Source organism: Sorangium sp. So ce124 (assembly GCF_051525235.1).
GTDB classification, from domain to species: domain Bacteria; phylum Myxococcota_A; class Polyangia; order Polyangiales; family Polyangiaceae; genus Sorangium; species Sorangium atrum.
Genome location: NZ_CP150312.1, coordinates 5,367,912 through 5,388,725 on the forward strand (window position 1 = coordinate 5,367,912; position 20,814 = coordinate 5,388,725).

Here is a 20,814-nt window from a genome sequence, read left to right on the forward strand (position 1 = left end):
CGCCGCCTCGCGCCGGCGGGCGCGCGGCGTCAGGCGGTGGTCGGCGGGAGCGGCATCACGCACTCCACGAAATAGCGCAGGATGTCCTGCGGGGTGATGATCCCGACGAGGCGCCCCTCGCGCACCACCGGCAGGTGGTGGATCCGGTTCGCGCGCAGCAGGGTCATCACCTCGTCCGTGGGCATGAACTCGTCCACGCAGATGGGCGGGGTGCTCATCACGTCTGCAGCCGTCATGCCTGCGTACTCCTTGCGCAGGAGCACGCCCAGGAGATCCGTCTCGCTGACGAACCCGATGATGCGGTGCCCCTCGTCGATGACCGGCGCGCCGCTCAGGCGATGGTTGGCGAACAGCTGCAACATGTCGAGGACCGGGGTGCCGTGCTCCAAAGCGATCACGCGCTCGGTCATCAGATTGCGCGCATGGCCCTTCATGGTCCGGGGCATGTAATGCTCGACACGCAGCGGCGTCAAGTGCGCGCCGACGCACCGCGCCGAGCAGCCCGTTCAGCCGCCGTCCTTTCACACGTCCCACGTCTCATGCCGATCCACGCCCACGCCGATCCACGCCCACGCCGGGCCTCGCGCACGCCCTCCGTCGAGCGACCGCTGCGGACGGCCGTGGGGCGCAACGCACCGGTCGGCTCGGCGCTCGGCCGGCCTCGGCGCCTCCTGCCGGCCGCCCCGGCGGCCCGCAGGTCCGTCGAGGGAGCTCAGGAAGCCGACCGCGGGGGCCCGGGAGGCGCAGGCCCAGGCCGTCGTCCGCTCGGATGGATCGAGCCCGCCGAGCGCCTTCGGGGCGCCTCCCGGCCGGAAGGTTGGCTGTCAGCGACAGGCCATCATGTCGCCACAAATCGCACTTCGACCTCACCCCATCGCTCCTCCGTCCCCGGTGCCAGCATCGCTGTCCATGATGCCTTGGACAGAGCGGGAGTCTCGCGCCGACAGCGCCAACAGAGCGATCGCACCTCGACACAAAAAAAGCGACCCTTGCGTGCGCGTCGGTCTTTGCCCGGCGGGGTATCAGTGACATCTTTCCATTTGTCGCTGTAGCGGAGATGGCCCCATCGGCCGCTCCGACTCGTGGGCTTCTTCGCGGCTCGTGCATCTGAACAAGATCACGCACCGGCGTTCGACGCGCGCACCCCTTGGCCCGCGCCTCGGCGCCGGTCGTTTCGGGAGCTCGTGGGCCATGCGCGCATGGGCATCCCAGGGGGGCGTTATCCATGGAGCATTCGCCGAAGCTGGCTGCACTCCTCCTGGCCATCGCGGCGCTCTTCGCGAGCGCGTGCGCGGTGGCGCTCGATCCGGACGCTCCGGCCGAGGGCGCCGGGGACGCCGCGTCCCAGGCCGCTCAGACGGCGAACGCGCTGACGTCGAACGCGCTGACGTCGAACGCGTTGACGTCGAACGCGCTGACGTCGAAGGCGCTGATCTCGAACGCGCTCACGGCCGAGGCGCTCTCCGGCCACCCGCTCACGGCCGAGGCGCTCCGTGACCCGGCCGCGCGCACCCTGCTGAAGTACGTCGCGGGCTGCGCGCTCCCCGCGGGCGAAGGCTTCACCGTCGCCGTCGGCGACGACGAGTTCTCCTTCCCGGGGGAGCTCGGGCTCGCGGCGAGCTGGGGCGAGGAGGGCGGCGCCTGCGACGAAGCTTGCCGGTCCTGGGTCAGCGGCTGCGTCCTCGCCCGCGTCAACTATCTCGGGCACAGGGTGAGCATCTCCGTGCGCGGGGATCGCGAGGAGCTCCGGGCCGACAAGGGCGAGCGCGCGGCCTACCCGAGGCGCGAGGCCACCTACTACGGCAACATCTTCGCGCCGCAGCGCCGCTACCACGCGTGCCTCCCCCCCGAGCCTTCGTCGCTCGTGCGCTCCTGCGGGCCGTCGCCCGAGACGTGCGCGATCCATGTCGCCGGCTCGTGCGGCAGCCTGTGCGACGCGCCGAACAGCGACGGGAGCTTCCCGAACTGCCGCGGCAAGATCCGCAGCAGCTCGGGCAAGCTCATCGTCGAGAAAACGCCGAACCCCGGCTCCGTCACCGTGTTCCTCATGGACGACTGACGTGGGCCACGCGGAGATCATCGCGGGGCGCTTCGCCGTCGAGGGCGAGGCCGCCTCCGGAGGGATGGGCACCGTCTACAAGGCATACGACCGCCTCGGCGGCGCGGCGGTCGCCCTCAAGATCGTCCGCCTGAGGAACGAGATCCAGATCGAGCGGTTCGAGCGGGAGGCCGCCCTCCTCGCCGCGCTCGTCCACCCGGGCATCGTGCGCTACGTCGCGCACGGCAGCACCCCGGAAGGCGATCGCTACCTCGCCATGGAGTGGCTCGACGGCGAGGACCTCGCCGCGCGCCTCGCGCGCCGCGTCCTGCCGGCGGGCGAGGGGCTCTTGCTCGTGCGCCGGGCCGCCGACGCCCTGGCGTTCGCGCACGCGCGCGGCATCGTCCACCGCGACATCAAGCCGAGCAACCTCTTCCTCCCGGGCGGGGACGCCGGGCGGGTCAAGCTCGTCGATTTCGGCATCGCGCGGCCCAGCAGCGACGCCGGGCGCGTCACCGTCACCGGCGGCGTCCTCGGCACGCCGGGGTACATGGCCCCGGAGCAGGTCGAGGCGCACAGCGCGCCCGACCCGCGCGGCGACGTGTTCTCCCTCGGGTGCGTCCTCTTCGAGTGCCTCGCCGGTCGCCCCGCCTTCGCGGGCGCGAGCCCGATGGCCGCGCTCAGCAGGGTGCTGCTGATGGATCCGCCCCGCCTCCGCGACGTGCGCGCGGACGCGCCTGCGCCGCTCGACGAGCTCGTCGCGCGCATGCTCTCCAGGCAGCCCGGCGACCGCCCGCGCGACGGCGCCGAGGTCGCGGCCGAGCTCGACCGGATCGCTGCGATGGGGGGCGGGTGGACCGCGCCGCCCGACGCGCCGACGCTCTCGGGCGGCGCGCCGCTGGACGCGCCGGCCCACGGCCTCGCCCCGCGCGACCGAGCCGCCCTCACCCTGGGCGAGCAGCGCGTGGTGAGCCTCGTCTTCCTCGGCGAGCCCGGCCACGGCGCAGCCCGGGCGCCGCAGCCGGCCCAGGAGGCCCCTGGCGAGCCGCCGCCCGGCTCGCGCAGGTCGCAGCTGCCGCCCGCTTCTTGCAGGTCGCAGCTGCCGCCCGCCTCTTGCAGGTCGCAGCCGCCGCCCGGATCGAGCAGGTCGCAGCCGCCCACGACGAGCGCGCGGGCCGCGGAGATCCGCTCGCTCGTCGAGCTCCACGGCGGAAGGCTCACGCAGCTCGTCCCGGGCGTGGAGCTCGTCATGATGTCCGGCCACGGCAGCGCCGTGGATCGCGCCGAGCGCGCCGCCCAGTGCGCGCTCGCCCTACGCGCCGAGCTCCCGGGCGCACCGCTCTGCGTCATCACGGGGCGGGGCGTCATCTCCGCGGGCCTCGCCGAGGGCGACGTCATCGACCGCGGCCTCGCCGAGCTCCGCGCGCCGCTCGATCAACGTGAGGTGCGCGCGGTGCGCATCGACCGCGCGACCGCCGACATGCTCGGCCCGCGCTTCGTCGTCGCGCACGCCGCACCCGCGGCGCGGAGCGGGCCGCTCGTCCTTCACGGCGAGCGCGCCGTGGACGAGGTCGCCCCCGCCTTGCTCGGGAAGCGCACCCCGTGCGTCGGCCGCGCCCGCGAGCTCTCGATGCTCCACGGCGTGCTCGCCGGCTGCATCTCCGAGGCGCTCGCGAGCGCGGTGCTCGTCCTCGGGCCGCCCGGCGCCGGCAAGTCCCGGCTCCGCCTGGAGCTCTTCGCCACCCTGCGGCAGCGGGACGAGCCGATCGAGATCCTCTGGGGCCGCGCCGACTCGGGCTCTCCCGGCTCGCCGTTCGGCATGATCGCGGACGTGCTCTGCCGGGCCGCCGGCCTCCGCGCGCGCGACCCGGCGTGGGCGCGGCAGCGCAAGCTGAAGCAGCGGCTCGGGCGTCACCTGGGCGGCCCGGCGCTCGATCGCGCGGCGGCGTTCCTCGGCGAGATCACCGGCGCGCCGTCTCCGGAGCACGCCCGCATGGTGCGGGCGGCGCGCCAGAGCGCCACCGGCATGAGCGACGGCGTGGGGGCCGCCTGGGAGGACTGGCTCGCCGCCGAGTGCGCCGCGCGCCCCGTGCTCCTCGCGCTCGAGGACCTGCACTGGGGCGACGCCGCCACCGTGCGCCTGCTCGACGCGACGCTGCGGAACCTCCGCGAGCTCCCGCTCATGCTGCTCGCGCTCGCGCGCCCGGACGTCCACCGGCAGTTCCCGAGCCTGTGGGCCGAGCGCGAGGTGCAGACGATCAAGCTCGGCCCGCTGCCGCGCCGCGCGAGCGCGGAGCTCGTGCGCGCCGCGCTCGGCGAGCCCGTGCCCGAGGGCGTGGTCGCGCACCTCGTCGAGCGCGCCGGCGGCAACCCGTTCTACCTGGAAGAGCTCATCCGCGCGGTCGCGAGCGGCAAGGAGGAGCTCCTGCCCGACTCGGTGCTCGGCACGGTGGAGGCGCGGCTCGACGCCGAGGGCAACGAGGGCAAGCGCGTGCTCCGGGCGGCCAGCATCTTCGGCGATCGCTTCTCGAAGCGCGGCGTCGCGGCGCTGCTCGGCGGCGAGGAGCGCCTCGCCGACGTGGAGGCCTGGCTGACGGCGCTCGCCGACCGCGAGCTCGTCGCGCCGGCCTCGGCGTCGGCGGGCCTCGCCGACGCCGTCGACTACGTCTTCCGCCACACGCTCGTCCGCGAGGCCGCGTACGCCATGCTGACCGAGCGCGATCGCGCCCTCGGCCACCGGCTCGCGGGCGCGTGGCTCGAGCGGAGCGCCTCCGCCGATCCGGGGGGCGTGGCGGAGCACTTCCGCCGCGGCGGAGAGCCCGGCCGCGCGGTGCGCTGGTACCGCCGCGCGGCCGAGCAGTCGCTCGAGGCGAACGACCTGCGCGCCGCGATCGGGCGCGCTGCGTGCGGCGAGGCGTGCGGCGCCGAGGGCGAGGATCTCGGCGCGCTCCGGCTGGTCGCGGCCGAGGCCAGCGTCTGGACGGGCGACCTGGCGGCGGCCGAGGAGCTGGGCGCGTCCGCGGCCGAGCTGCTCCCCGCCGGCTGCGCCGGGTGGTTCCGGGCGGTCACCCAGATCGCCGCCGCGGCCGGGAAGCTCGGCGCGGTCGACCGCGTGGCGCGGTGGGCCGCCGTGGCCGAGGGGATGTCCGCGGCGCCGCCCTCCCGCGCATCCGCGGCGCCGCCGTCCTGCGCGCCGCCGGCGCCGACCTCCGCCGCGCCCGCGGGGCCGCCGTCCGCCGCGTCCGGGGCGCTGTCCTCCGGCGCGGCCGCGCTGCGCCGCGCCCGGATCGCGTGCTTCTGCGAGTGCGGCGCGCAGCTCGTCTTCGGCGGCCGTTACGCCGAGGCCGACGCGCTGCTCGCGCGCATCGACGAGGACCTCCGCGCGCCTCCGCCGCCGGACGCCGAGCTCGTCGCGATCGCGCAGCAGCTCCGGGCGATCCGCGCCTCGGCCGGCGGCGATCCCGAGGCGTGCCTCGAGGGCCTGGAGGCGGCGCTCGCGGCCTTCGAGCAGGCCGGGGACAGGCGCAGCGCGTGCGTGATCGGCGCGAACCTCGGCTTCATCTACGCCGAGCTCGGCGAGCTCGGGGCGGCCGAGTCCGTCCTGCGCGCCGCCCTGGAGGCCGCCGACCGGATGGGGCTGCGCGAGCTCGAGACGGTGGCGCTGCACAACCTCGGCCACGCGCTCGGGCTGCTCGGCAAGCTCGACGAGGCGCTGCTCGTCGAGCGGCGCGCGGTGGAGGCGTTCCAGCGGCGCGGCGACCTCCGCATGGAGGGCGTGGCGCGGACCTACCTCGCGAAGATAGCGCTCCTCTCCGGCGACGCCGCGACCGCCGAGCGGGAGGCGCGCGCGGCCGAGGCGGCGCTGCACGTGGCCCCCCGGCTGCGCGCGGCCGCCGTGGCGGTGCGCGCGCGGGCGCTGCTCGCCGCGGGCGAGGTCGCGGCGGCGCTCGGCGCGGCGCGGGCGGCGTTCGGCGAGCTCGCGGCGCTCGGATCCCTGGAAGAAGGGGAGTCGCTCGTGCGGCTCGCCTACGCCGAGGCGCTCGCGGCGTCCGGCGCCCACGGCGAGGCGTCCGCGGTGCTCTCGGAGGCCAGGGAGCTCCTGCTCGCGCGGACGCGGCGGATCGCGGACCCGCGGCGGCGCGAGCGGTTCCTGACGGCGGTGCCCGAGAACGCGCGCATCGTCCTCGGCGCGCTCGGCGCGACGGCGACCTAGCCGCCCCGAGGGCTCGCGCCCTCCGCCTCGTCCGCCCGCGTCTCCCCGGCCCTCGCCGCGACATGGGGGGTAGGGCGCCCCTGCGCTGATGCCCTGTCGCGCCGCCTGGACCGACGTGACCCGTGGAGGGGAGGACACCGGCCTGCCGATTGTCCAGGATACGCGAGGTGCTTGTTGCGCTGAGAGCCTGTGAGTTCTGCTTGATTCGAATTAAAAAAATACTCTATCAGAGGTGACAGGTGATCAGACGAGCTCATTCCTCCAGCACGCGCGCTGCACTCCCCACCGCCGTCACACCCGCTCGAAATCAGGAGAGAGTCGAGAGAAAACGATGGGCCGGGCGCCGAATGTGGATTGACGCATTGCGGTGCACGGCGGGAGCCGTCGTGGTGCTGCTCTCGCAAGGATGCGTCGCGTCGATGGACGAGCCGGCGGACGCCGAGCGCGCCGAGGTCGGCGAGGGCGCGCTGGCGATGAAGAGCTATGCACAGACGCGGTATCCGATCGTGCTCTGTCACGGAATGGCCGGCTTCAAGGCGATGTTCGGGGTGATCGACTACTTCGGTGGGATCGCGGCGGCGCTGCGCGCCGGCGGATCGGAGGTGTATGCCACCGAGGTGCCCCAGTTCGACAGCACCGAGGCGCGGGGGGAGGCGCTGCTCGCGCAGGTCGAGGATATCGTCGCGCGCACCGGGAGCGGGAAGGTCAACCTGGTCGGGCACAGCCATGGCGGGCTCGACGCCCGGTATGTCGCCGCGGTGCGGCCGGATCTCATTGCCTCGGTGACCACCATCGGGTCTCCGCATCAGGGGGCCGAGCTCGCCAGTTTCCTCCAGGAGAACCTGCGGGAGGGCGGGTTCGCGGAGGGGGCGCTCTCGTTCCTCGCCAACAGCCTCGGCGCGGTGCTCAGCCTGCTCAGCGGGCACACGGCGCCCCAGGACTCGATCGCCGCCGTCAGGTCGCTCTCCGCCGCCGGGATGCGCGAGTTCAACGCGCGTTACCCGGCCGGGCTGCCCGACGGCCGGTGCGGGCAGGGCCCCGCCGAGGAGGGCGGCGTGCGCTTCTTCTCGTGGTCGGGGACATCGATCGTCACGAGCCTCATCGATCCGACCGACCTGACGCTCGGGCTCATCTCCAAGCTGTATTCGGAGTCGAACGACGGGATGGTGGGCAGGTGCAGCTCCCATTTCGGGGTGGTGCTCCGGGACGACTATGGGATGAACCACCTCGACGAGGTCAATCAGCTCTTCGGGTTTATCAACCTGTCTGGGCCGAACCCGAAGTCCGTGTTCCGGTCGCACGCGAGCCGGCTGAAGGGCATCGGTCTCTAGCCTCCTGGGGGACCTTCGTGGTGCGTCGTCGCAGGACAGCTCTACTCGTGGCCATGGCGCTCGTCGCGACGATCGGCGTGGGGCGCCTCGTCTCGGGGGAGCGGCACCGGCAGGCCGCGCCCTCCGGCCGGTCGAACGGGGCCGCGCGCGTCGGTCGGAAGGAGACGCTGCCCGCGCTCTCGGTGGCGCCGTCTCCCACGCGCCTCCGGCAGGCGCTGTCGGTCTCGCGGCCCCCCGCGGCGCCGCGCCCGCCGACGAACGCCGCGCCGCCCTCGCTCCGCGGCACCGACGTCGACGGCGCGGTGACCGTCGACGAGCGCGGCGATCTGGTCGTCGGCCCGGAGCTGCTCGGGCTGTTCGACTACTTCCTCAGCGCCACCGGCGAGGAGCCGGCGCAGGCGATCAGGGGCCGCATCGTCGCGGCGATCCGGGAGCGGGCCGCGGGGCCCGCGGCGGAGCAGGCGATCGCGCTCCTCGACCGGTACCTCGGCTACCGCGAGGCGGCCGCCGGCGCGCGCGTGGAGCAGGAGGCCGATCCGGCGGCGCGCCTCGCCGCGCTGCGCGAGATCCGGCGCGCATGGTTCGGCGAGGAGGCCGCGGAGCGGCTGTTCGGCGACGAGGAGCGGGAGATCGAGGCGGCGATCGAGGAGTCCCGCATCCTCGCGGACGAGGCCCTCTCGCCGGAGGAGCGCGACGCGCGGATCGCCGGCGTCGAGGCGGCGCTCCCGGAGCCCGTCCGCGAGGCGCGCGAGGCGGCGACGCGCCCGCTCGCGCAGCAGGCCGAGGAGCAGGCGCTCCGGGACGCGGGCGCCTCGGACGAGGAGATGCACGCGCACCGGGTCGCGACGGTGGGCCCCGAGGCCGCGGACCGGCTCGCGGAGCTCGATCGGCAGCGGGCGGCCTGGCGGCAGCGCCTCGACGCCTTCGCCGGCGCGCGCGCCGACATCGAGGCGACGGTGGCCGATCCCGACGCGCGGCGCTCCGCCGAGGAGGCGCTCCTCGAGCGCTCGTTCACGCCCGAGGAGCGGCTGCGCGTGGGGGCGATCCTGGGTCTCGCCCGATGACGGCCGCCCCTACATCGATCCGCTGATCGAGAGCCCGAGCCCGCCGGGGGTGACGAGCGGGGCAGCGCCCACCTGGAGGACCTGGCCGCGCTGCAGCGGCACGCGCAGCTGCCGAGGCATGGCGACGCCGCCGAGCAGCATCCCCAGGCCGACGGCTTGCCCTGCGCCGAGGAGGGAGAGGCCGACCGCGCTGGCCGCCGTCGGCCGCCCCGTGCCGAGGTGGATCCACGGACCCGCGAGGGGGATCAGCAGCGAGGCGGGGTTGGCCGAGGTGCGTTCGAGGCGCCGGACGAGGAAGCAGGCGCCCTGGGAGCACTGCGGCACCAGCCGGATCCGTACCTCCGGCTGTCCGAGGGAGAGGGCGGCGCCGCGGACGGCCGACGCGGCCCAGAAGCCGCCCAGGGTCGACGCGCCCGCGATGATCCAGCGCGCCCTCCGCGGGTTCGCGACGTAGGTGGCGCTCGCGGCCCGCTGCGGGGCGCGCTGCGTGACGGTCGTGGCCCGCTGCGGGGCGCGCTGCGTGACGGTCGCGGCCCGCTGCGGCGGCGCGGCACGACCCTGCGCCGGGGTCTGAGGCGAGACGGCCTGGGTCGTGCCAGCGGCGGAAGCGCTGGAGACGCCGAGACAGAGGCCGATCCCGAGAAGCCCGGCGAGCCCTTGGACGACGCCTTTCCCCCTTGTTGACCTACCGCTGGTTCTCCCCGTCTTCGAAGTCCACATGCGCCCCTCCCGGTGCCATCGACCGCACCTGCGCTGGAGAGAGCAAGCCACGGGCCTCCTCCGGGACATGCCTTTCGCCCCCGTCGATCGAGCGCCCGGCATCCGGCCAGGGAGGTGCAGTGAGCACAGAGGGCAAGGAGCGCACAGCGATTCTCTGCGATCGGCTGGGATTCCTCGGTGCTCCTGGAACACCGATCAGCTTGGAAACGAGAGGAATGAACCGCCAAGACGCCAAAAGACGCCAAGAAAACAATAAAAATTTGGCGTCTTTTGGCGTTTTGGCTTCTCGCTGTTTGCGTGAGACTTCAACCCGTTTGTCGCTCCAGGATTCCGCTTCTTGCGGGACGAGGTGCCGAGTCCCGCGTCCCGGGAAGACGTCGCAGACGAGGAGCGCTGACAGGGGCAGGCCCGGCGATCCACCACGCTCTCCGTCTCTCTGTCTCTCCATCTCTCCGTCTCTCCCGCCTTCGTGCCCTGCGGGCATCGCGGGCGGCGCTCACCGCAGGATCAGGCACGTCGTGGTGGCGTGGGCGTAGAGGGTGCCGTCGGCGTCGCGCAGCGTCCCGTCGGCGGTCGCGTGGCGCTTGCCGAGGTGGACGACCCGGCCCTCGGCGATGAGCTCGGGCCCGCCGGCGCGCGGGGCCTTCACGAAGCTGACCTGGAGCGAGACGGTCGTGTAGCCGACCCCCGCCTCCAGCGACGCGTGCACGGCGCAGCCCATCGCGGAGTCGAGCATCGTGCTCAGATAGCCGCCGTGGACCATCGCGATAGGATTGTGGTGCTGCTCGCCGGGAGATCCGGTGATGACGACCCGGCCGGCCTCCACCGCCGTGACCCGCAGCCCGAGGAGGCTCGCGATGGGCGCCATCGGCAGCTCGCCGTTCATCATGGCCGTGAGGTAGGCGAGGCCGGACATCGATCTCACCCTCTCCACGGCCGGCGCAGGATCTTGCCACGTCACCACCAGCTGTCGTTCCTGATTCGTCGTCATGACTCCCTCTCTCCCTGTTCCTGAATCCGACGTCCGTGACGCCCGTGACGTCCGCGCGAGCCCGCGATCGATGCGCCTCGGAGCCTATCCGTGCAAGGCAGCGAGCTCAAGACCACCGCCGTCCTTCCGCCCGGCGCGGCGCGCGCCGGCGTCGGAGATCGCGACGCGCGCGGCCTGCACCTCCTCGTCGCTGATCACCGCGCGGACCATCTCGGTGATCCGCCTCCAGACGGAGTCCCTGCGGTACGGGAGCCCGACCTCCCGGCACAGCGCCTCGACCTCCCTCGCGACCTCGGGGTATTGCCGGAGCGGCAGGTCCGGCCAGAGGTGATGCTCGATCTGATACCCCATGTAGCCGTGCAGGAAGTCAGCGGCGCTGCCGGGGCTCTCGTAGTTCACCGAGCCGACGATCTGCCGGACGTAGTACTCCTCGCGGCTGCGCGCGGCGCCCTCGAAGATGGGGATATCCAGGCCGGTGTGGGTCGGCGCGATCACCGCGAAGCTGTGCAGGTTCGACAGGAGCTCCGCCGCCACGCTGTTGACGAGCACGCCGAGCGCTGCCCCGCGGCCGAGCGGCAGGAACGCGAGCGGCAGGAGGACGAAGTGCACGAGGGCATACGGCAGGTACGAGCGGAGCAGCATCTCGCGGTCGAGCAGCACGCTGGGCGACCAGGCCGCGCGATCACGCCCCTCCGTCGAGGCCTCGGCCGCGCGCTCGCGTCGCTTGCGCAGGGCGCTCCGGGTGGCAGGGCCATAGTAGAGCCACTTCCACGTGCACGCGGTCAAGAACAGCGCGAGCGCGCGGACGACCTTCGGCTTGCTCTTCAGCCACGCCATGTTGACGGCGACGCGGTCGGGGTCCCGCTCGTCGCCGGTGTAGCAGTGGTGAGAGACGTTGTGCTGCGCCTGCCACGCGTCGGCGTCCAGCCAGTCGAACCAGTCCCACAGGCTGCGCCGGCCCCGCGCGAACGTGCGGCTGTTCCAGGCGGGGTCGCCGCCGGCGACGCCGTCATACGCCTTGTGGAGGACCGGATGCGCGACAACGACCCACCTGGCGAACCGGCCAAGGGCGATGAGGATCATCGAGATCGGGTTGGGCCCGAGCGCCGACGTCGCGTAGCCGAGGGCGGAGAAGGCGCGGCCCAGCAGGGACAGGCGCTTGATATGGCGGAGATCCACCGCGCCCGTCCGGGCCGAGGCGCCGGCGCGGATCGCCTTGATCCCCGCCATCAGCCGCCGGGCATCCTCGGCCGAGAGCGAGGTGGTGGCAGGGGCCTTGTCGGTCGCCGCGGGCGCGGTGCGGGGAAACGCATCATCGGTCTTCATCGTGAGCTCCGTCATCTCCGTCCTCTGCGTCTCGAGCGAAGCGAGGCGTGTCATGGCCATGGTGATGATTGGCGCGCTCATGACGCGCCCCCGGGGGCCTGGTGGCGCCTCAGCCAGGCGGCGATCTGCTCGTACGGGGTCCGGGGCACGGCCGGGTCGAGGCCGAGATCGAGCCTGCGGGGAAGCGCGATATGGCCGCCGCCGTCCATCCAGACGACGCGGGCGGGCGACGAGAGCCCTCCGTGCGCTCCGAGGCCGGCGAGGGTCGCCGGGGGCACCATCGGATCCTGGCGCGAGTACAGGAGCAGCGCCGGGGTGACCAGCGAGCCAAGGATCCTCCCGGCGCCCTGCGCCTCGTAGTAGGCCGTGGGATCGCGGAAACCGAAGCGGCGGACCACCGTCAGGCGGTCCCACTCGCGCAGCGTCGCCGCCCGATCCACGGCCGACGGCGGGACGGGCATCTGCCGCCGCCGCGCGATCTCCCGGTACATCCGCTTCAGCCCCCCGAGGACGTGGCGCCGGTACACGACGCTCTCGGGGCGATCCATGTGGCTCACCGCGCGATCGAGGTAGAGGGGCGAGCAGATCGAGGCCACGGCCGCGAGCCGCGGGTGCCCCGCCGCGGCGAGGTGGAGCGCCACGTGTCCGCCCATCGAGAAGCCGACGACGAAGATCCGGTCGTGGCGCGCGACGATCGGGTCGCCGCTCAGAACGGCCGCGAGGTCCTCCCAGAGCCCCGCGTGGTGGAGGTCCTCCGGGTCGCACGACGAGCCGCGCTGGCCGAGGCGGAGCACCGCCAGCCCCTGCGCGCGCAGGGCGGCCGTCGCCGGGCGCAGGTAGGCCGAGCGCACATCCCCGCCCATGCCGTGCAGCAGGACGACCAGATCGCGGCTGCCAGGGGAAGGGAAGTACAGGCCGGTCAGCGTCGCCGCGCCGTACGGCCCGCCGGGGACGCGGAACCGCCAGGGGACCGCGGAGGGGAGCTCCGGGGTGAGGCTGCTCGTGACGAAGCCCGCGATGGTGGCGACGTGGCCGCGCACGAGGCGCACGAGAGATGCGCGCTCGCCCCGCCGCGCGGTCAGGGGCTCGGGACGCTGCATCAAGGATGCGCGATGAAGGGCGTTCTGCTCGATCATGGGTCCTCTTTCTCTCCGCCGCGAGGCGCGCCGTCCGGCTCGAGCTCCCGATCCTCGAGTGTTCGCCGAGGGGCCGGGGCCGAGCGACAGCCGTCCACGCCCGGCACGGGGCGGCGTGGGTGCGGCGGCGAAAGGCGTCATTGCAGCAAGGATGCCAGTCTCCGGCGGGCCTCGGTCCTCACGGCGCTGCCGCCCGGAGCTCCAGCGCGGGCGCCGCGCGTCATCGGGCCTTCGGCGAGCCGACGCCTCCATCGGCGCGGACATCCGCGTGCTCGATCGATCGACGCACGGCGCTGCCGGCGGCCCGTGCGGCCCCCTCGGTAAAGGGGCCAGCCTTCAGCTGGAGGTCCCGGCCTCCATGGGAGGAACGCCCCTGCGGCGCGGTGTGAGCGCTCCGGACGCCGAACAGCGGCTCCGGGCGGGCGGCGTCGAGGCGCGGCCGGCTGGCACCGCGGTTGCCATGCACGAACCGGCATCGACGACGGCATCACGGCCGCGCTGCTCGCCGGCCGCGCCAGCGTCCCTTGCAGACCGCAGGTCTGCGCGAAGGAGCATACCCATGAATCCCGTGGCAATGTCTACAGGGGCTCTCCAGATCGTGGCAGGTGTTGTGATCGGTTATCTCACCGTCTCCATGGCAGAGTCGTTCCTCCACCGGAACGCGCTGCACGCGACCCTCAAGGTCCGCCGCGCGGCGAAGCGGCTCGGCTTCGTGGGCCGCCCCCTCCTGCGCGCACATACGAGTCACTCGGTCGTGCATCACGGCAAGACCTACCGCGTGAGTCACGTGCGGCAGTTCGAGAGCCGCGAGGAGCAGGAGCGGCTGGATCGCTGGATCGTCGAGACCCAGGGCGACCGGCGGATGATCCGCGAGCAATACGGCGTCTCGCTGGCCGGCCTGGGGATCCTCGCGTTCGCCGCCCCCGTGCTGCCGTTCTTCGCGCTGTACGCGCTCTTCTTCCCGGCGCCGGTGGTCGTCGGCGCCTTGCTACCGCTCGTGATCTACCCGCTGTCGTCGCTGGTCCTCCACCCGTACCTGCACATGCCGCGGGCCGAGGCCATGGCCCGCGCGTCCCGGCCGATGCGGTGGCTGCTCGGCACGCGCTACGTGCGCTTCATCTCCCGCCACCACTACCTGCACCACCGGTACATGCACTGCAATTACAACCTCCTCTGGCTCGGCGACCTGCTCCTCGGGCGGCACCGCCGGCCGAGCGACGAGGATCTCGCCGAGATGCGCGGCCAGGGGATGATCTGCTAATCGGCCTTCCCGCGCTCATCCATCGCTGGCGCCAACCTGGATCGACCGCCTCACGGCGCCATCATGGACGGCGCGGGAGCGCACGATGCGGGCGTGCGGGCCCAGGGATGGATCCGTGATGAAGTGCCAGAGCACCCAGGTCCACGAGCGGTGCGAGACCAGCGTGTCGTAGTGGCGCTTGGCGATGCGGTGCAGCGCGGGCAGGCGCCAGCCGGGCACCTTCATGAAGTCGTGGTGCTCGACGTGGTAACCCACGTTGAACGTCACGTGGTTGAGCGGCCCGTAGTAGCTGTAGGTCTCCTGGCCGGGCGCGTACACGTAGTGCTCGTGCACGAAGTGGGCGGCCACCGGGTGCAGGCTGTGGCCGATCAAGGTCGACAGCAGCAGGTAGGCGAAGCCGGGCGCGCCGAGCAGGCGCCACGAGAGCCACGCGGCGGGCAGCTGGATGGCCAGGTTGATCCACTCGTCGCGGTTCGGCAGCTTGGCGAAGCGGGCGGCGCGGCCCAGGTAGGCCACGAAGTAGAAGAACAGCCACAGGAACTTGCGCACGCGGCCGGTGCCGATCAGCCGCACCTCGAGCGAGCGCGGCAGATCGGTGTCCTCGCCGGCCACGCCGAGCAGCGCGTGGTGCGCGAGGTGGTAGCGGCGGAAGCTCATCGCCGCCGGCAGCACCATCGGCAGGTTGGCGAACAGCGCCAGCAGCTTGTTCGAGCGCGCGCGGCGAGCGGCCAGATCGTGCGCCGCTTCGTGGATGGCCATCGCGCACCAGTGCGAGAGCACCGCGCCGAGCGTCGCCGCTGCCAGCGTGACCACCCACCAGGGCGCGGCGAACACGCCGAGCGACCAGGCGACGGCGAACTGCGCGAGCACCACCGCCAGCGTGACCGCGATGGTGCGCCGGTCGTAGCCGAACAGCGCGCGGATCTCGGGGTGCTCGCGCAGGATGCGGCGCCGGCGGGCGCGGTGCGGCTCGGCGCGCGTGACCCATTCGAAGGAACGCATGCGCCTCGATCTAGGCAGCGCGACCGGCGCCGCCCATTCGCATTCCCGGCGCCGCGCCCGCGCGCGCCGGCGGCCGTCAGTCGGGCCGTAAATAGCCGTACAAAAGCCGGGTGAGCTCGGCCTGCGCGGCCGGCGCGCGCAGCATGTCGCCCTCGCGGAAGGCCGCCATGCCCAAGGTGTTTCGCATTGCGTGGAACAGGAAGAAGCCGCCGAGCTGCGGATCCACCGCGCGGGTCTTGGGCCGGATGCGCACCAGGAGCTCGGCCAGCGCGGCCTCGGCCTCGCGGTCGGCATCGGCGATCAGATCGAAGTCGCCCACCCGCACGAACCACTTCATGAGCGCCCTCATCACGCGCGCGTGGGCCAGCTCGAGCTCGATCAGCCGGCCGGACAGCCGGTGCAACGCCGCCTCCAGCGGGAGCGGCTCGACCTCGTCGAGCACCCGGCGGATCTCGGCGAAGCGTTTCTGCACGAAGCGGCGCAAGAGCGCCGCGACCAGCGCCTCGCGGTTGGGGAAGTACTGATACAGCGAGCCCACGCTGACGCCGGCGCGCTCGGCGATGTGCGTGGTCGATACACGGCTCTGCTTCGCCTCCTCTTCGCGCTCGATCAGCTGACCGGCGGCATCGAGGATGGCGTCGACCGTGCTGCGCGAGCGCTCCTGGCGCGGATCCTTGCGCGGCTTCTGCGGCGACGTGCTCACGCCGCACATCGTCGCACGGCCGCCAGCGATCGGGCTTCTTTTACCCACGCGCTAGGTGCGCGGGCCGGCTTGAGCCGGACCGCTCACGCCGGGGTCTAAATCTGCGCATCAACGGCCTAACACCCCCTTGATGCCCCCGGACTGGAGCACGATGAGGTCCGAGATCACCTGAGGGAGATTCAGCCCCGGCGGATAGGCGAGATAGCGGGGAGACCAGACAGGTCCAAATTTCTCCTTGTACGCTCGCAGTCCCTTGAAGTGATAGGGCCTCTCGGTCTCGAACATGATGTGCGCGATGCGGGTCCACGCGGGCGCGCCCCGGTGCTGCTCGAAGCCGGACAGGGGCGCGACTCCAAAGTCGAACCAGCGGTAGCCTTCCCGCTGCCCCCACAGCAGCAGCTGTAGAAGCATATAATCCATCGCCCCGCGGGGCGAATCGGGCCGGTGTCTCATCAGGTCGATGGACAGCTCCTCGACGACCATCAGGACATTGCAGAAGGCGAGGATGTGGCTTTCGTCGCGGAGAAGCGCGATGGGTGAGCGCTCGAGATAGCTCGGGCTGAAATAGCCGTTCGAGAAGCGCTTCTCGCGCGTTTCCTTGGCGCGGAGCCATAGATCGGAGATCACCTTCAGCGCGGGGAGGATCGGCGCGACGTTCGCCGGGGCGACCAGCTCGAACCGGTAAGGCGGGCGATCGAACTTGCGCTGGATCTGGCGGAGCGCTTTGCGTTCATGACCCTCCAGCGAGAAGGCGCCGAGATCCACCCGCGCCGTCTCCCCGATCTTGACGAGGCGAAGGCCGAGATCAACGTAGCGGAAGAGCCATTCTGGTCGGACCTGGTAGAAGACCGGCCAGCCGTCGTACTCGTCGCAGAGCTCCCGGAAGCGCCGGAGCAGCTCCGCCGCCTCGTCGCCGGGCCCGATCGGATCGCCGAGGCAGATCCAGCTGCGCCGCTGGACGCCGAACATCAAGAAGGACTTGCCGCTCTCGCTGAAGAGAAGCGACTTGTCCCCGAGGCGCGCCAGGCAGGCGAGGGTATCTCGAGCGGCGCCGACGAGCCGCTCGGCGCGCGCGAGATCGCTCGGGCTCGCCACGCGCGCCCGGACGGGAGGTGGTCGCATGAGCTTCGCCCAGGCGAGGAGCATCGCCGTCGCCAGAGCGGCCACCGAGGCCCTGAGCGCCCGGGGGGCGTCGCTGGCGGTCAGGAACTGCCAGAGTGTTTGTGCCGAGTAGGCGACGTGACGCCGAGAGAAGACGGTGAGGCTCACACCGCCGATGATCACCAGCGAGATCGCCACGCTCCAGGCCGGGGAGAAGGCGTCATCGAACAGCGACGACCGCCGGTAGAAGCGGGCCCGCAAGGTCACGAAGAGGGCGAGCAGACAGGCTACGCCGGCCGCGTGCCAGGGCGGGTGTCCCCGGGCGGCGCCCAGGAGGGTCGCCGCGACGAGCAGGACGACGGTCAAATGGAAGGCCCCGGCCAGCCGGCGCTGGATGCCACGAGCGAGGAACAGGAGCGCCGCTCCCGCGACGCTCCCGAGCAGGCGCGAGAGCTCGAGAAGGGTGTCGGGGACGAAGTGGCTGAGCCGGCCGAAGGCGGCGCCGCCGGGATAGGCGTTCGTCAGGACGAGCGCCGCTCCCGCGAGGAACGTGCCTGCCGCGGCGATCGACGGGGAGAAGTCACACAAGACGTGCAGGCCGGCGACGGCCATCCTGGAGAGAGCGCGGCCGCGCTCCTGCAGCTCGCGCAGGAGCCACGCGAGCAGCGCGAGGGCGAGCGGCACGAGGTAGTAAAGAGCACGGTAGGCGATCAGCCGCCCCGCGAGGGCGGGGGCGGACGCAGCGCCTGAACGCGTGAGGAGCAGGAGCGAGATTGATTCGAAGACGCCGATGCCCCCTGGCACCTGGCTCGCGATGCCCGCGAGCTGCGCGAGCAGAAAGGCAGTGAGGATGCGCGGAATCGAGATCGGAAGCACATCGCCGGCCATCGCGGCGAGGACCGAGCCGGCCAGGGCCCAGTCGACGACACCGAACGCGATCCCGGCCAGGGCGAACCGGGGCGCGGGCGGCGCTAGCGTGAGGCTCCGCAGGCGCAGCGGGCGTCCTCGCGCGCAGAGCCCCACGTAGACGGCGACGAGCACGAGGAGGACTCCCCCGATGAGCCGCTGCCACACCGAGGCCACCGAGAACCCAGCGACGGGCACAGCCAGAGACAGCAGCCCCGCCAGAACGGCCATGCCCATCCAGTAGGACAGGAGGTTGAAGGCGACAATCCTGGCCACCGCACGTGGCGAGACTCCCCAACCGGAGTAAAGGCGCCATCGCACCGCACCGCCGGTCAAGGGCGACATGCCCAGGCTCTGGCTGATCCCATACGCGACGAAGGAAGCGAACGCCGCCCGCCTGAAGGAGAGCCGCTCCCCTGCATAGCGCACCGCCAGCCATTCGTACCCGCTGAAGACCGCGTAGTTCACGGCCGTGACGAGGGCGGCAAGCGCGACCCGCCGGCCGGGCACGAGGCGGAGGCTCGCGACGACCTCGGCCGCCACCGTCGGGCGGACCAGGTGCTGCAGGGCCATGACGGCAATGGCAAGCAGGCTGACAGCCAGGAGCAGCCTGAGCGCGCGCAAACTCTTGGCGATCATCGTCCTCACTGTCGGCCCCGGTGAACCGAGCATCAGACCGCGACGCTCCGGCGAATGACGCCGGCATAGCGCTCGGTCTGCGCAAAGTTAGTCAGGAGGACGATGAATGGTCCGTGCCCCTGCTGCCCGCCCTGGAGGCCACCTCGTGCTCCGCTTGATCGCGGCGTTCAAGCTGATCGAGGCCACGCTGTTGACAGCGGTCGGGCTCGGCGCCCCGCGACTCTCGGCCTCACGACGTGGCGAGCGAGCTCAGATCTTGGCTCCCGCGGCCGGCGAGGGGGTCTCTCGCCCCCGGGCGGCGGTGGCTACACCGCGCCGTCGCGGAGCCACTCGCCGAAGCGCTCGCCGATCATCAACGCTGTCAGGTTCGTGTTCACGCTCGGGATGGTCGGCATGATGCTCGCGTCCGCGACGACGAGGCCCTCGACGCCGCGGACCCTCCCGCGCCCATCGACCGCCGCCGAGACGTCCCCCTCGGGCCCCATCGGGGCCGTCCCGCACGGGTGGTAGCCCGAGCCGCAGCTCCGGTAGATCCACCGCTCCAGCGCCTCGCGCCGCCTCAGCGTGCGCTCCGTGGGCCAGACGAACCAGCCGAGCTCGCGCATCGGAGCGGTGCGGGCGATCTCGTACGCGAGCTCCAGCGCGTCGACCGCGCGCGACAGGTCGTCGCGGTCGACGAGCAGGTTCGAGACGATGCGGGGCCGCGCGTGCGGATCGGCGCTCAGGTGCTCGATGCGGCCGACGCCGCGCGGCTTGCCGATGCAGCACGCGATCGCGAACGCCGGTATCGTGAGGCGCGGGTGCAGCGGGAAGAACGAGCCCGGCTGGAGCATCACGTCGTTCGGGTACTGGCTGCCGCGCGACGTGTAGCGGAGCATCGTCTGGACGAGCGGCTGGCGCAGGACGTCGATCAGGCCGCCGCGGCGCGGCCACAGGCCGATGGCGGCCCCCGGATGATCGAGCAGCCGCGCCCCCACGGCGGGCACGTCGGACACGAGCGTGACCCCGAGGCGCGCGAGCTCGGCCCGCGGCCCGATCCCGCTGCGCAGGAGGATCCCCGGCGTCGCGATCGCGCCGGCGCTCAGCACCACCTTGCGCGTCGCGACGACCTCGACGCGCCCGTCGGTCTCGATCTCGACGCCCTCGACGCGGCGGTTCCGCACGAGCACCCGCCGCACCGTCGTGCGCGGCCGGAGCCGCAGGTTCTCGCGCCGGCGCACCTCGGCGGTCAGGTAGCAGCGCGCCGCGCTCATGCGCTGTCCGTCGATCTTGTTCATCGCGTGCGGCCCGACGCCGCCGGGCGCGCGCGGATCGTTGGTGTCCGCGCACTCGGGGTGGCCGAGCGCCCTGCACCCGTCGACGAACGCGGCCTGCCACGGCACGAGCTCCTCGCGCCGGGCGCGGCGGATCGGCACCGGGCCGCCCTTGCCGTGCCAGGGCTCGCCGAAGTCGAGATCGTCCTCGAGGCGCTTGAAATAGGGCAGGCAGGCGTCGAAGCCCCACTCGGGCAGGCCGAGCGCCGCCCACTCGTCGTAGTCGTACGGCTGGCCGCGGACCGCGATGCACGTGTTCACGGCCGACGAGCCGCCGACCACCTTGCCGCGCGGGAAGAGGAACATGATCTGCCCGGGCGTCGGCCGGTGGCGATAGCCCCAGTCGTGCGCGAGCCACGAGTTGCGGGTGCCGTCCCGCAGATCGGCGGGCAGGCCCTCCGGGTCCGGGTAGTCCGGGCCAGCCTCGAGCAGCAGGACCTCGCGATCCGCGCGCTCCGTGACGCGCGCCGCGATCACGGCGCCCGCCGAGCCGGCCCCGACCACGACGAGCTCAGCGGCGCCGGCCGGGCGGGGCGAAGAGGACAGTGACGATCGAAACACCTTGGAAACTCGACCTACACGGGATCGCGCCGCCGGGCAACGAACCCTCGAAACTGTCCTCGCTGTATGACCGTGGTGCGGCGCCAGAGCGCCGCGGCGCGCGCCGGGCCGCGTACGGCGCGCCCCCGTCCGATGGTCCGATGATCCGCCCGGGAGGCCACATTGGAAACACCGAGGTTCATACAGGGTGTCTACTCGTTCGAGGGGCAGGGCCTGGAGCAGCCGGTGCCCCTTCGTCCGGCGGTCGGGTACACCGTCCCGCGGGACAAGCGCGCTCAGCTCATCTACCTGCGCGCGGGCAACTCCACGTCGGAGCTCATCTACCTGCTCCTCAAGCGCGACGGGCACCCGATGCGCTATTTCCCGATCGGCGCCAAGGCGGCGATCCACGTGCCCCTCGTGATCGTGGAGGACATCCACCCGGAGAGCGTGATCGAGCTGTGCGTGGGCGCGCCCGAAGGCGCGCGCGGGCTCGCGACGATCGACATCGGCCTGGCGGAGATCTGAGC

15 protein-coding genes are annotated in these 20,814 nt (G+C 72.7%); 6 read left to right on the forward strand and 9 right to left on the reverse strand.

Going from position 1 to position 20,814, the window contains the following annotated elements:
- Positions 1 to 29: 29 nt before the first annotated feature.
- Positions 30 to 446 (reverse strand): CBS domain-containing protein, encoded by a 417-nt coding sequence (locus WMF19_RS20055; RefSeq protein ID WP_272098979.1) that lies wholly within the window; start codon positions 444 to 446, stop codon positions 30 to 32.
- A 779-nt stretch (positions 447 to 1,225) separates the two neighbouring features.
- Between WMF19_RS20055 and WMF19_RS20060 the strand changes: the two genes are divergently transcribed.
- The 4 genes from WMF19_RS20060 (at position 1,226) to WMF19_RS20075 (ending at position 8,646) form a co-directional block, all read left to right on the forward strand.
- Positions 1,226 to 2,059, forward strand: a complete 834-nt coding sequence (locus WMF19_RS20060) for a hypothetical protein (RefSeq protein WP_437900567.1) — start codon at positions 1,226 to 1,228, stop codon at positions 2,057 to 2,059.
- A gap of 1 nt (position 2,060) precedes the next feature.
- Entirely contained in the window at positions 2,061 to 6,251 is a 4,191-nt protein-coding gene (locus WMF19_RS20065) for a serine/threonine-protein kinase (protein WP_437900568.1), read from the forward strand.
- 419 nt (positions 6,252 to 6,670) lie between these two features.
- Positions 6,671 to 7,582, forward strand: coding sequence for an esterase/lipase family protein (locus WMF19_RS20070; RefSeq protein WP_437900569.1), 912 nt, complete (start codon positions 6,671 to 6,673; stop codon positions 7,580 to 7,582).
- Positions 7,583 to 7,635: 53 nt separating this feature from the next.
- Positions 7,636 to 8,646, forward strand: coding sequence for a lipase secretion chaperone (locus WMF19_RS20075; protein ID WP_437901652.1), 1,011 nt, complete (start codon positions 7,636 to 7,638; stop codon positions 8,644 to 8,646).
- Positions 8,647 to 8,655: 9 nt separating this feature from the next.
- Here WMF19_RS20075 and WMF19_RS20080 read toward each other — a convergent pair whose 3' ends face one another.
- From WMF19_RS20080 to WMF19_RS20095, 4 genes are all read right to left on the reverse strand, one after another.
- Positions 8,656 to 9,366, reverse strand: coding sequence for a hypothetical protein (locus WMF19_RS20080; RefSeq protein ID WP_437900570.1), 711 nt, complete (start codon positions 9,364 to 9,366; stop codon positions 8,656 to 8,658).
- Positions 9,367 to 9,862: 496 nt separating this feature from the next.
- Positions 9,863 to 10,357, reverse strand: coding sequence for a PaaI family thioesterase (locus WMF19_RS20085; protein WP_437900571.1), 495 nt, complete (start codon positions 10,355 to 10,357; stop codon positions 9,863 to 9,865).
- A gap of 84 nt (positions 10,358 to 10,441) precedes the next feature.
- Positions 10,442 to 11,737 (reverse strand): fatty acid desaturase family protein, encoded by a 1,296-nt coding sequence (locus WMF19_RS20090; protein ID WP_437900572.1) that lies wholly within the window; start codon positions 11,735 to 11,737, stop codon positions 10,442 to 10,444.
- Between the two features lie 23 nt (positions 11,738 to 11,760).
- Positions 11,761 to 12,819 carry an alpha/beta fold hydrolase gene (locus WMF19_RS20095; protein WP_437900573.1) on the reverse strand — a complete coding sequence of 353 codons (1,059 nt, stop codon included), beginning with the start codon at positions 12,817 to 12,819 and terminating at the stop codon, positions 11,761 to 11,763.
- Between the two features lie 559 nt (positions 12,820 to 13,378).
- On the opposite strand from WMF19_RS20095, the gene WMF19_RS20100 reads away from it, so the two are divergent.
- On the forward strand, positions 13,379 to 14,080 hold the full coding sequence (locus WMF19_RS20100) for a hypothetical protein (protein ID WP_437900574.1): 702 nt from the start codon (positions 13,379 to 13,381) through the stop codon (positions 14,078 to 14,080).
- 15 nt (positions 14,081 to 14,095) lie between these two features.
- Here the strand turns inward: WMF19_RS20100 and WMF19_RS20105 are convergent, their stop codons facing one another.
- The 4 genes from WMF19_RS20105 to WMF19_RS20120 form a co-directional block, all read right to left on the reverse strand.
- Entirely contained in the window at positions 14,096 to 15,082 is a 987-nt protein-coding gene (locus WMF19_RS20105; RefSeq protein ID WP_437900575.1) for a fatty acid desaturase, read from the reverse strand.
- A gap of 76 nt (positions 15,083 to 15,158) precedes the next feature.
- Complete coding sequence (locus tag WMF19_RS20110) at positions 15,159 to 15,785, reverse strand: TetR/AcrR family transcriptional regulator (protein ID WP_437900576.1); 627 nt, start codon at positions 15,783 to 15,785, stop codon at positions 15,159 to 15,161.
- 108 nt (positions 15,786 to 15,893) lie between these two features.
- On the reverse strand, positions 15,894 to 18,431 hold the full coding sequence (gene mprF / locus WMF19_RS20115) for a bifunctional lysylphosphatidylglycerol flippase/synthetase MprF (RefSeq protein ID WP_437900577.1): 2,538 nt from the start codon (positions 18,429 to 18,431) through the stop codon (positions 15,894 to 15,896).
- Positions 18,432 to 18,736: 305 nt separating this feature from the next.
- A complete protein-coding gene (locus tag WMF19_RS20120) occupies positions 18,737 to 20,305 on the reverse strand; it encodes a GMC family oxidoreductase (RefSeq protein ID WP_437900578.1) in 1,569 nt (522 codons plus the stop codon).
- 162 nt (positions 20,306 to 20,467) lie between these two features.
- Here WMF19_RS20120 and WMF19_RS20125 point away from each other — a divergent pair, with 162 nt between their 5' ends.
- A complete protein-coding gene (locus tag WMF19_RS20125) occupies positions 20,468 to 20,812 on the forward strand; it encodes a hypothetical protein (protein WP_012236117.1) in 345 nt (114 codons plus the stop codon).
- Positions 20,813 to 20,814: the final 2 nt, after the last annotated feature.

Coding starts and splice junctions, on each gene's coding strand:
- WMF19_RS20105 (WP_437900575.1), bottom strand. CDS start 15,082: ATGCGTTCCTTCGAATGGGTCACGCGCGCCGAGCCGCACCGCGCCCGC.
- WMF19_RS20095 (WP_437900573.1), bottom strand. CDS start 12,819: ATGATCGAGCAGAACGCCCTTCATCGCGCATCCTTGATGCAGCGTCCC.
- WMF19_RS20085 (WP_437900571.1), bottom strand. CDS start 10,357: ATGACGACGAATCAGGAACGACAGCTGGTGGTGACGTGGCAAGATCCT.
- WMF19_RS20070 (WP_437900569.1), top strand. CDS start 6,671: ATGGACGAGCCGGCGGACGCCGAGCGCGCCGAGGTCGGCGAGGGCGCG.
- WMF19_RS20090 (WP_437900572.1), bottom strand. CDS start 11,737: ATGACACGCCTCGCTTCGCTCGAGACGCAGAGGACGGAGATGACGGAG.
- WMF19_RS20060 (WP_437900567.1), top strand. CDS start 1,226: ATGGAGCATTCGCCGAAGCTGGCTGCACTCCTCCTGGCCATCGCGGCG.
- WMF19_RS20100 (WP_437900574.1), top strand. CDS start 13,379: ATGAATCCCGTGGCAATGTCTACAGGGGCTCTCCAGATCGTGGCAGGT.
- WMF19_RS20075 (WP_437901652.1), top strand. CDS start 7,636: ATGGCGCTCGTCGCGACGATCGGCGTGGGGCGCCTCGTCTCGGGGGAG.
- mprF (WP_437900577.1), bottom strand. CDS start 18,431: ATGATCGCCAAGAGTTTGCGCGCGCTCAGGCTGCTCCTGGCTGTCAGC.
- WMF19_RS20055 (WP_272098979.1), bottom strand. CDS start 446: ATGCCCCGGACCATGAAGGGCCATGCGCGCAATCTGATGACCGAGCGC.
- WMF19_RS20080 (WP_437900570.1), bottom strand. CDS start 9,366: ATGTGGACTTCGAAGACGGGGAGAACCAGCGGTAGGTCAACAAGGGGG.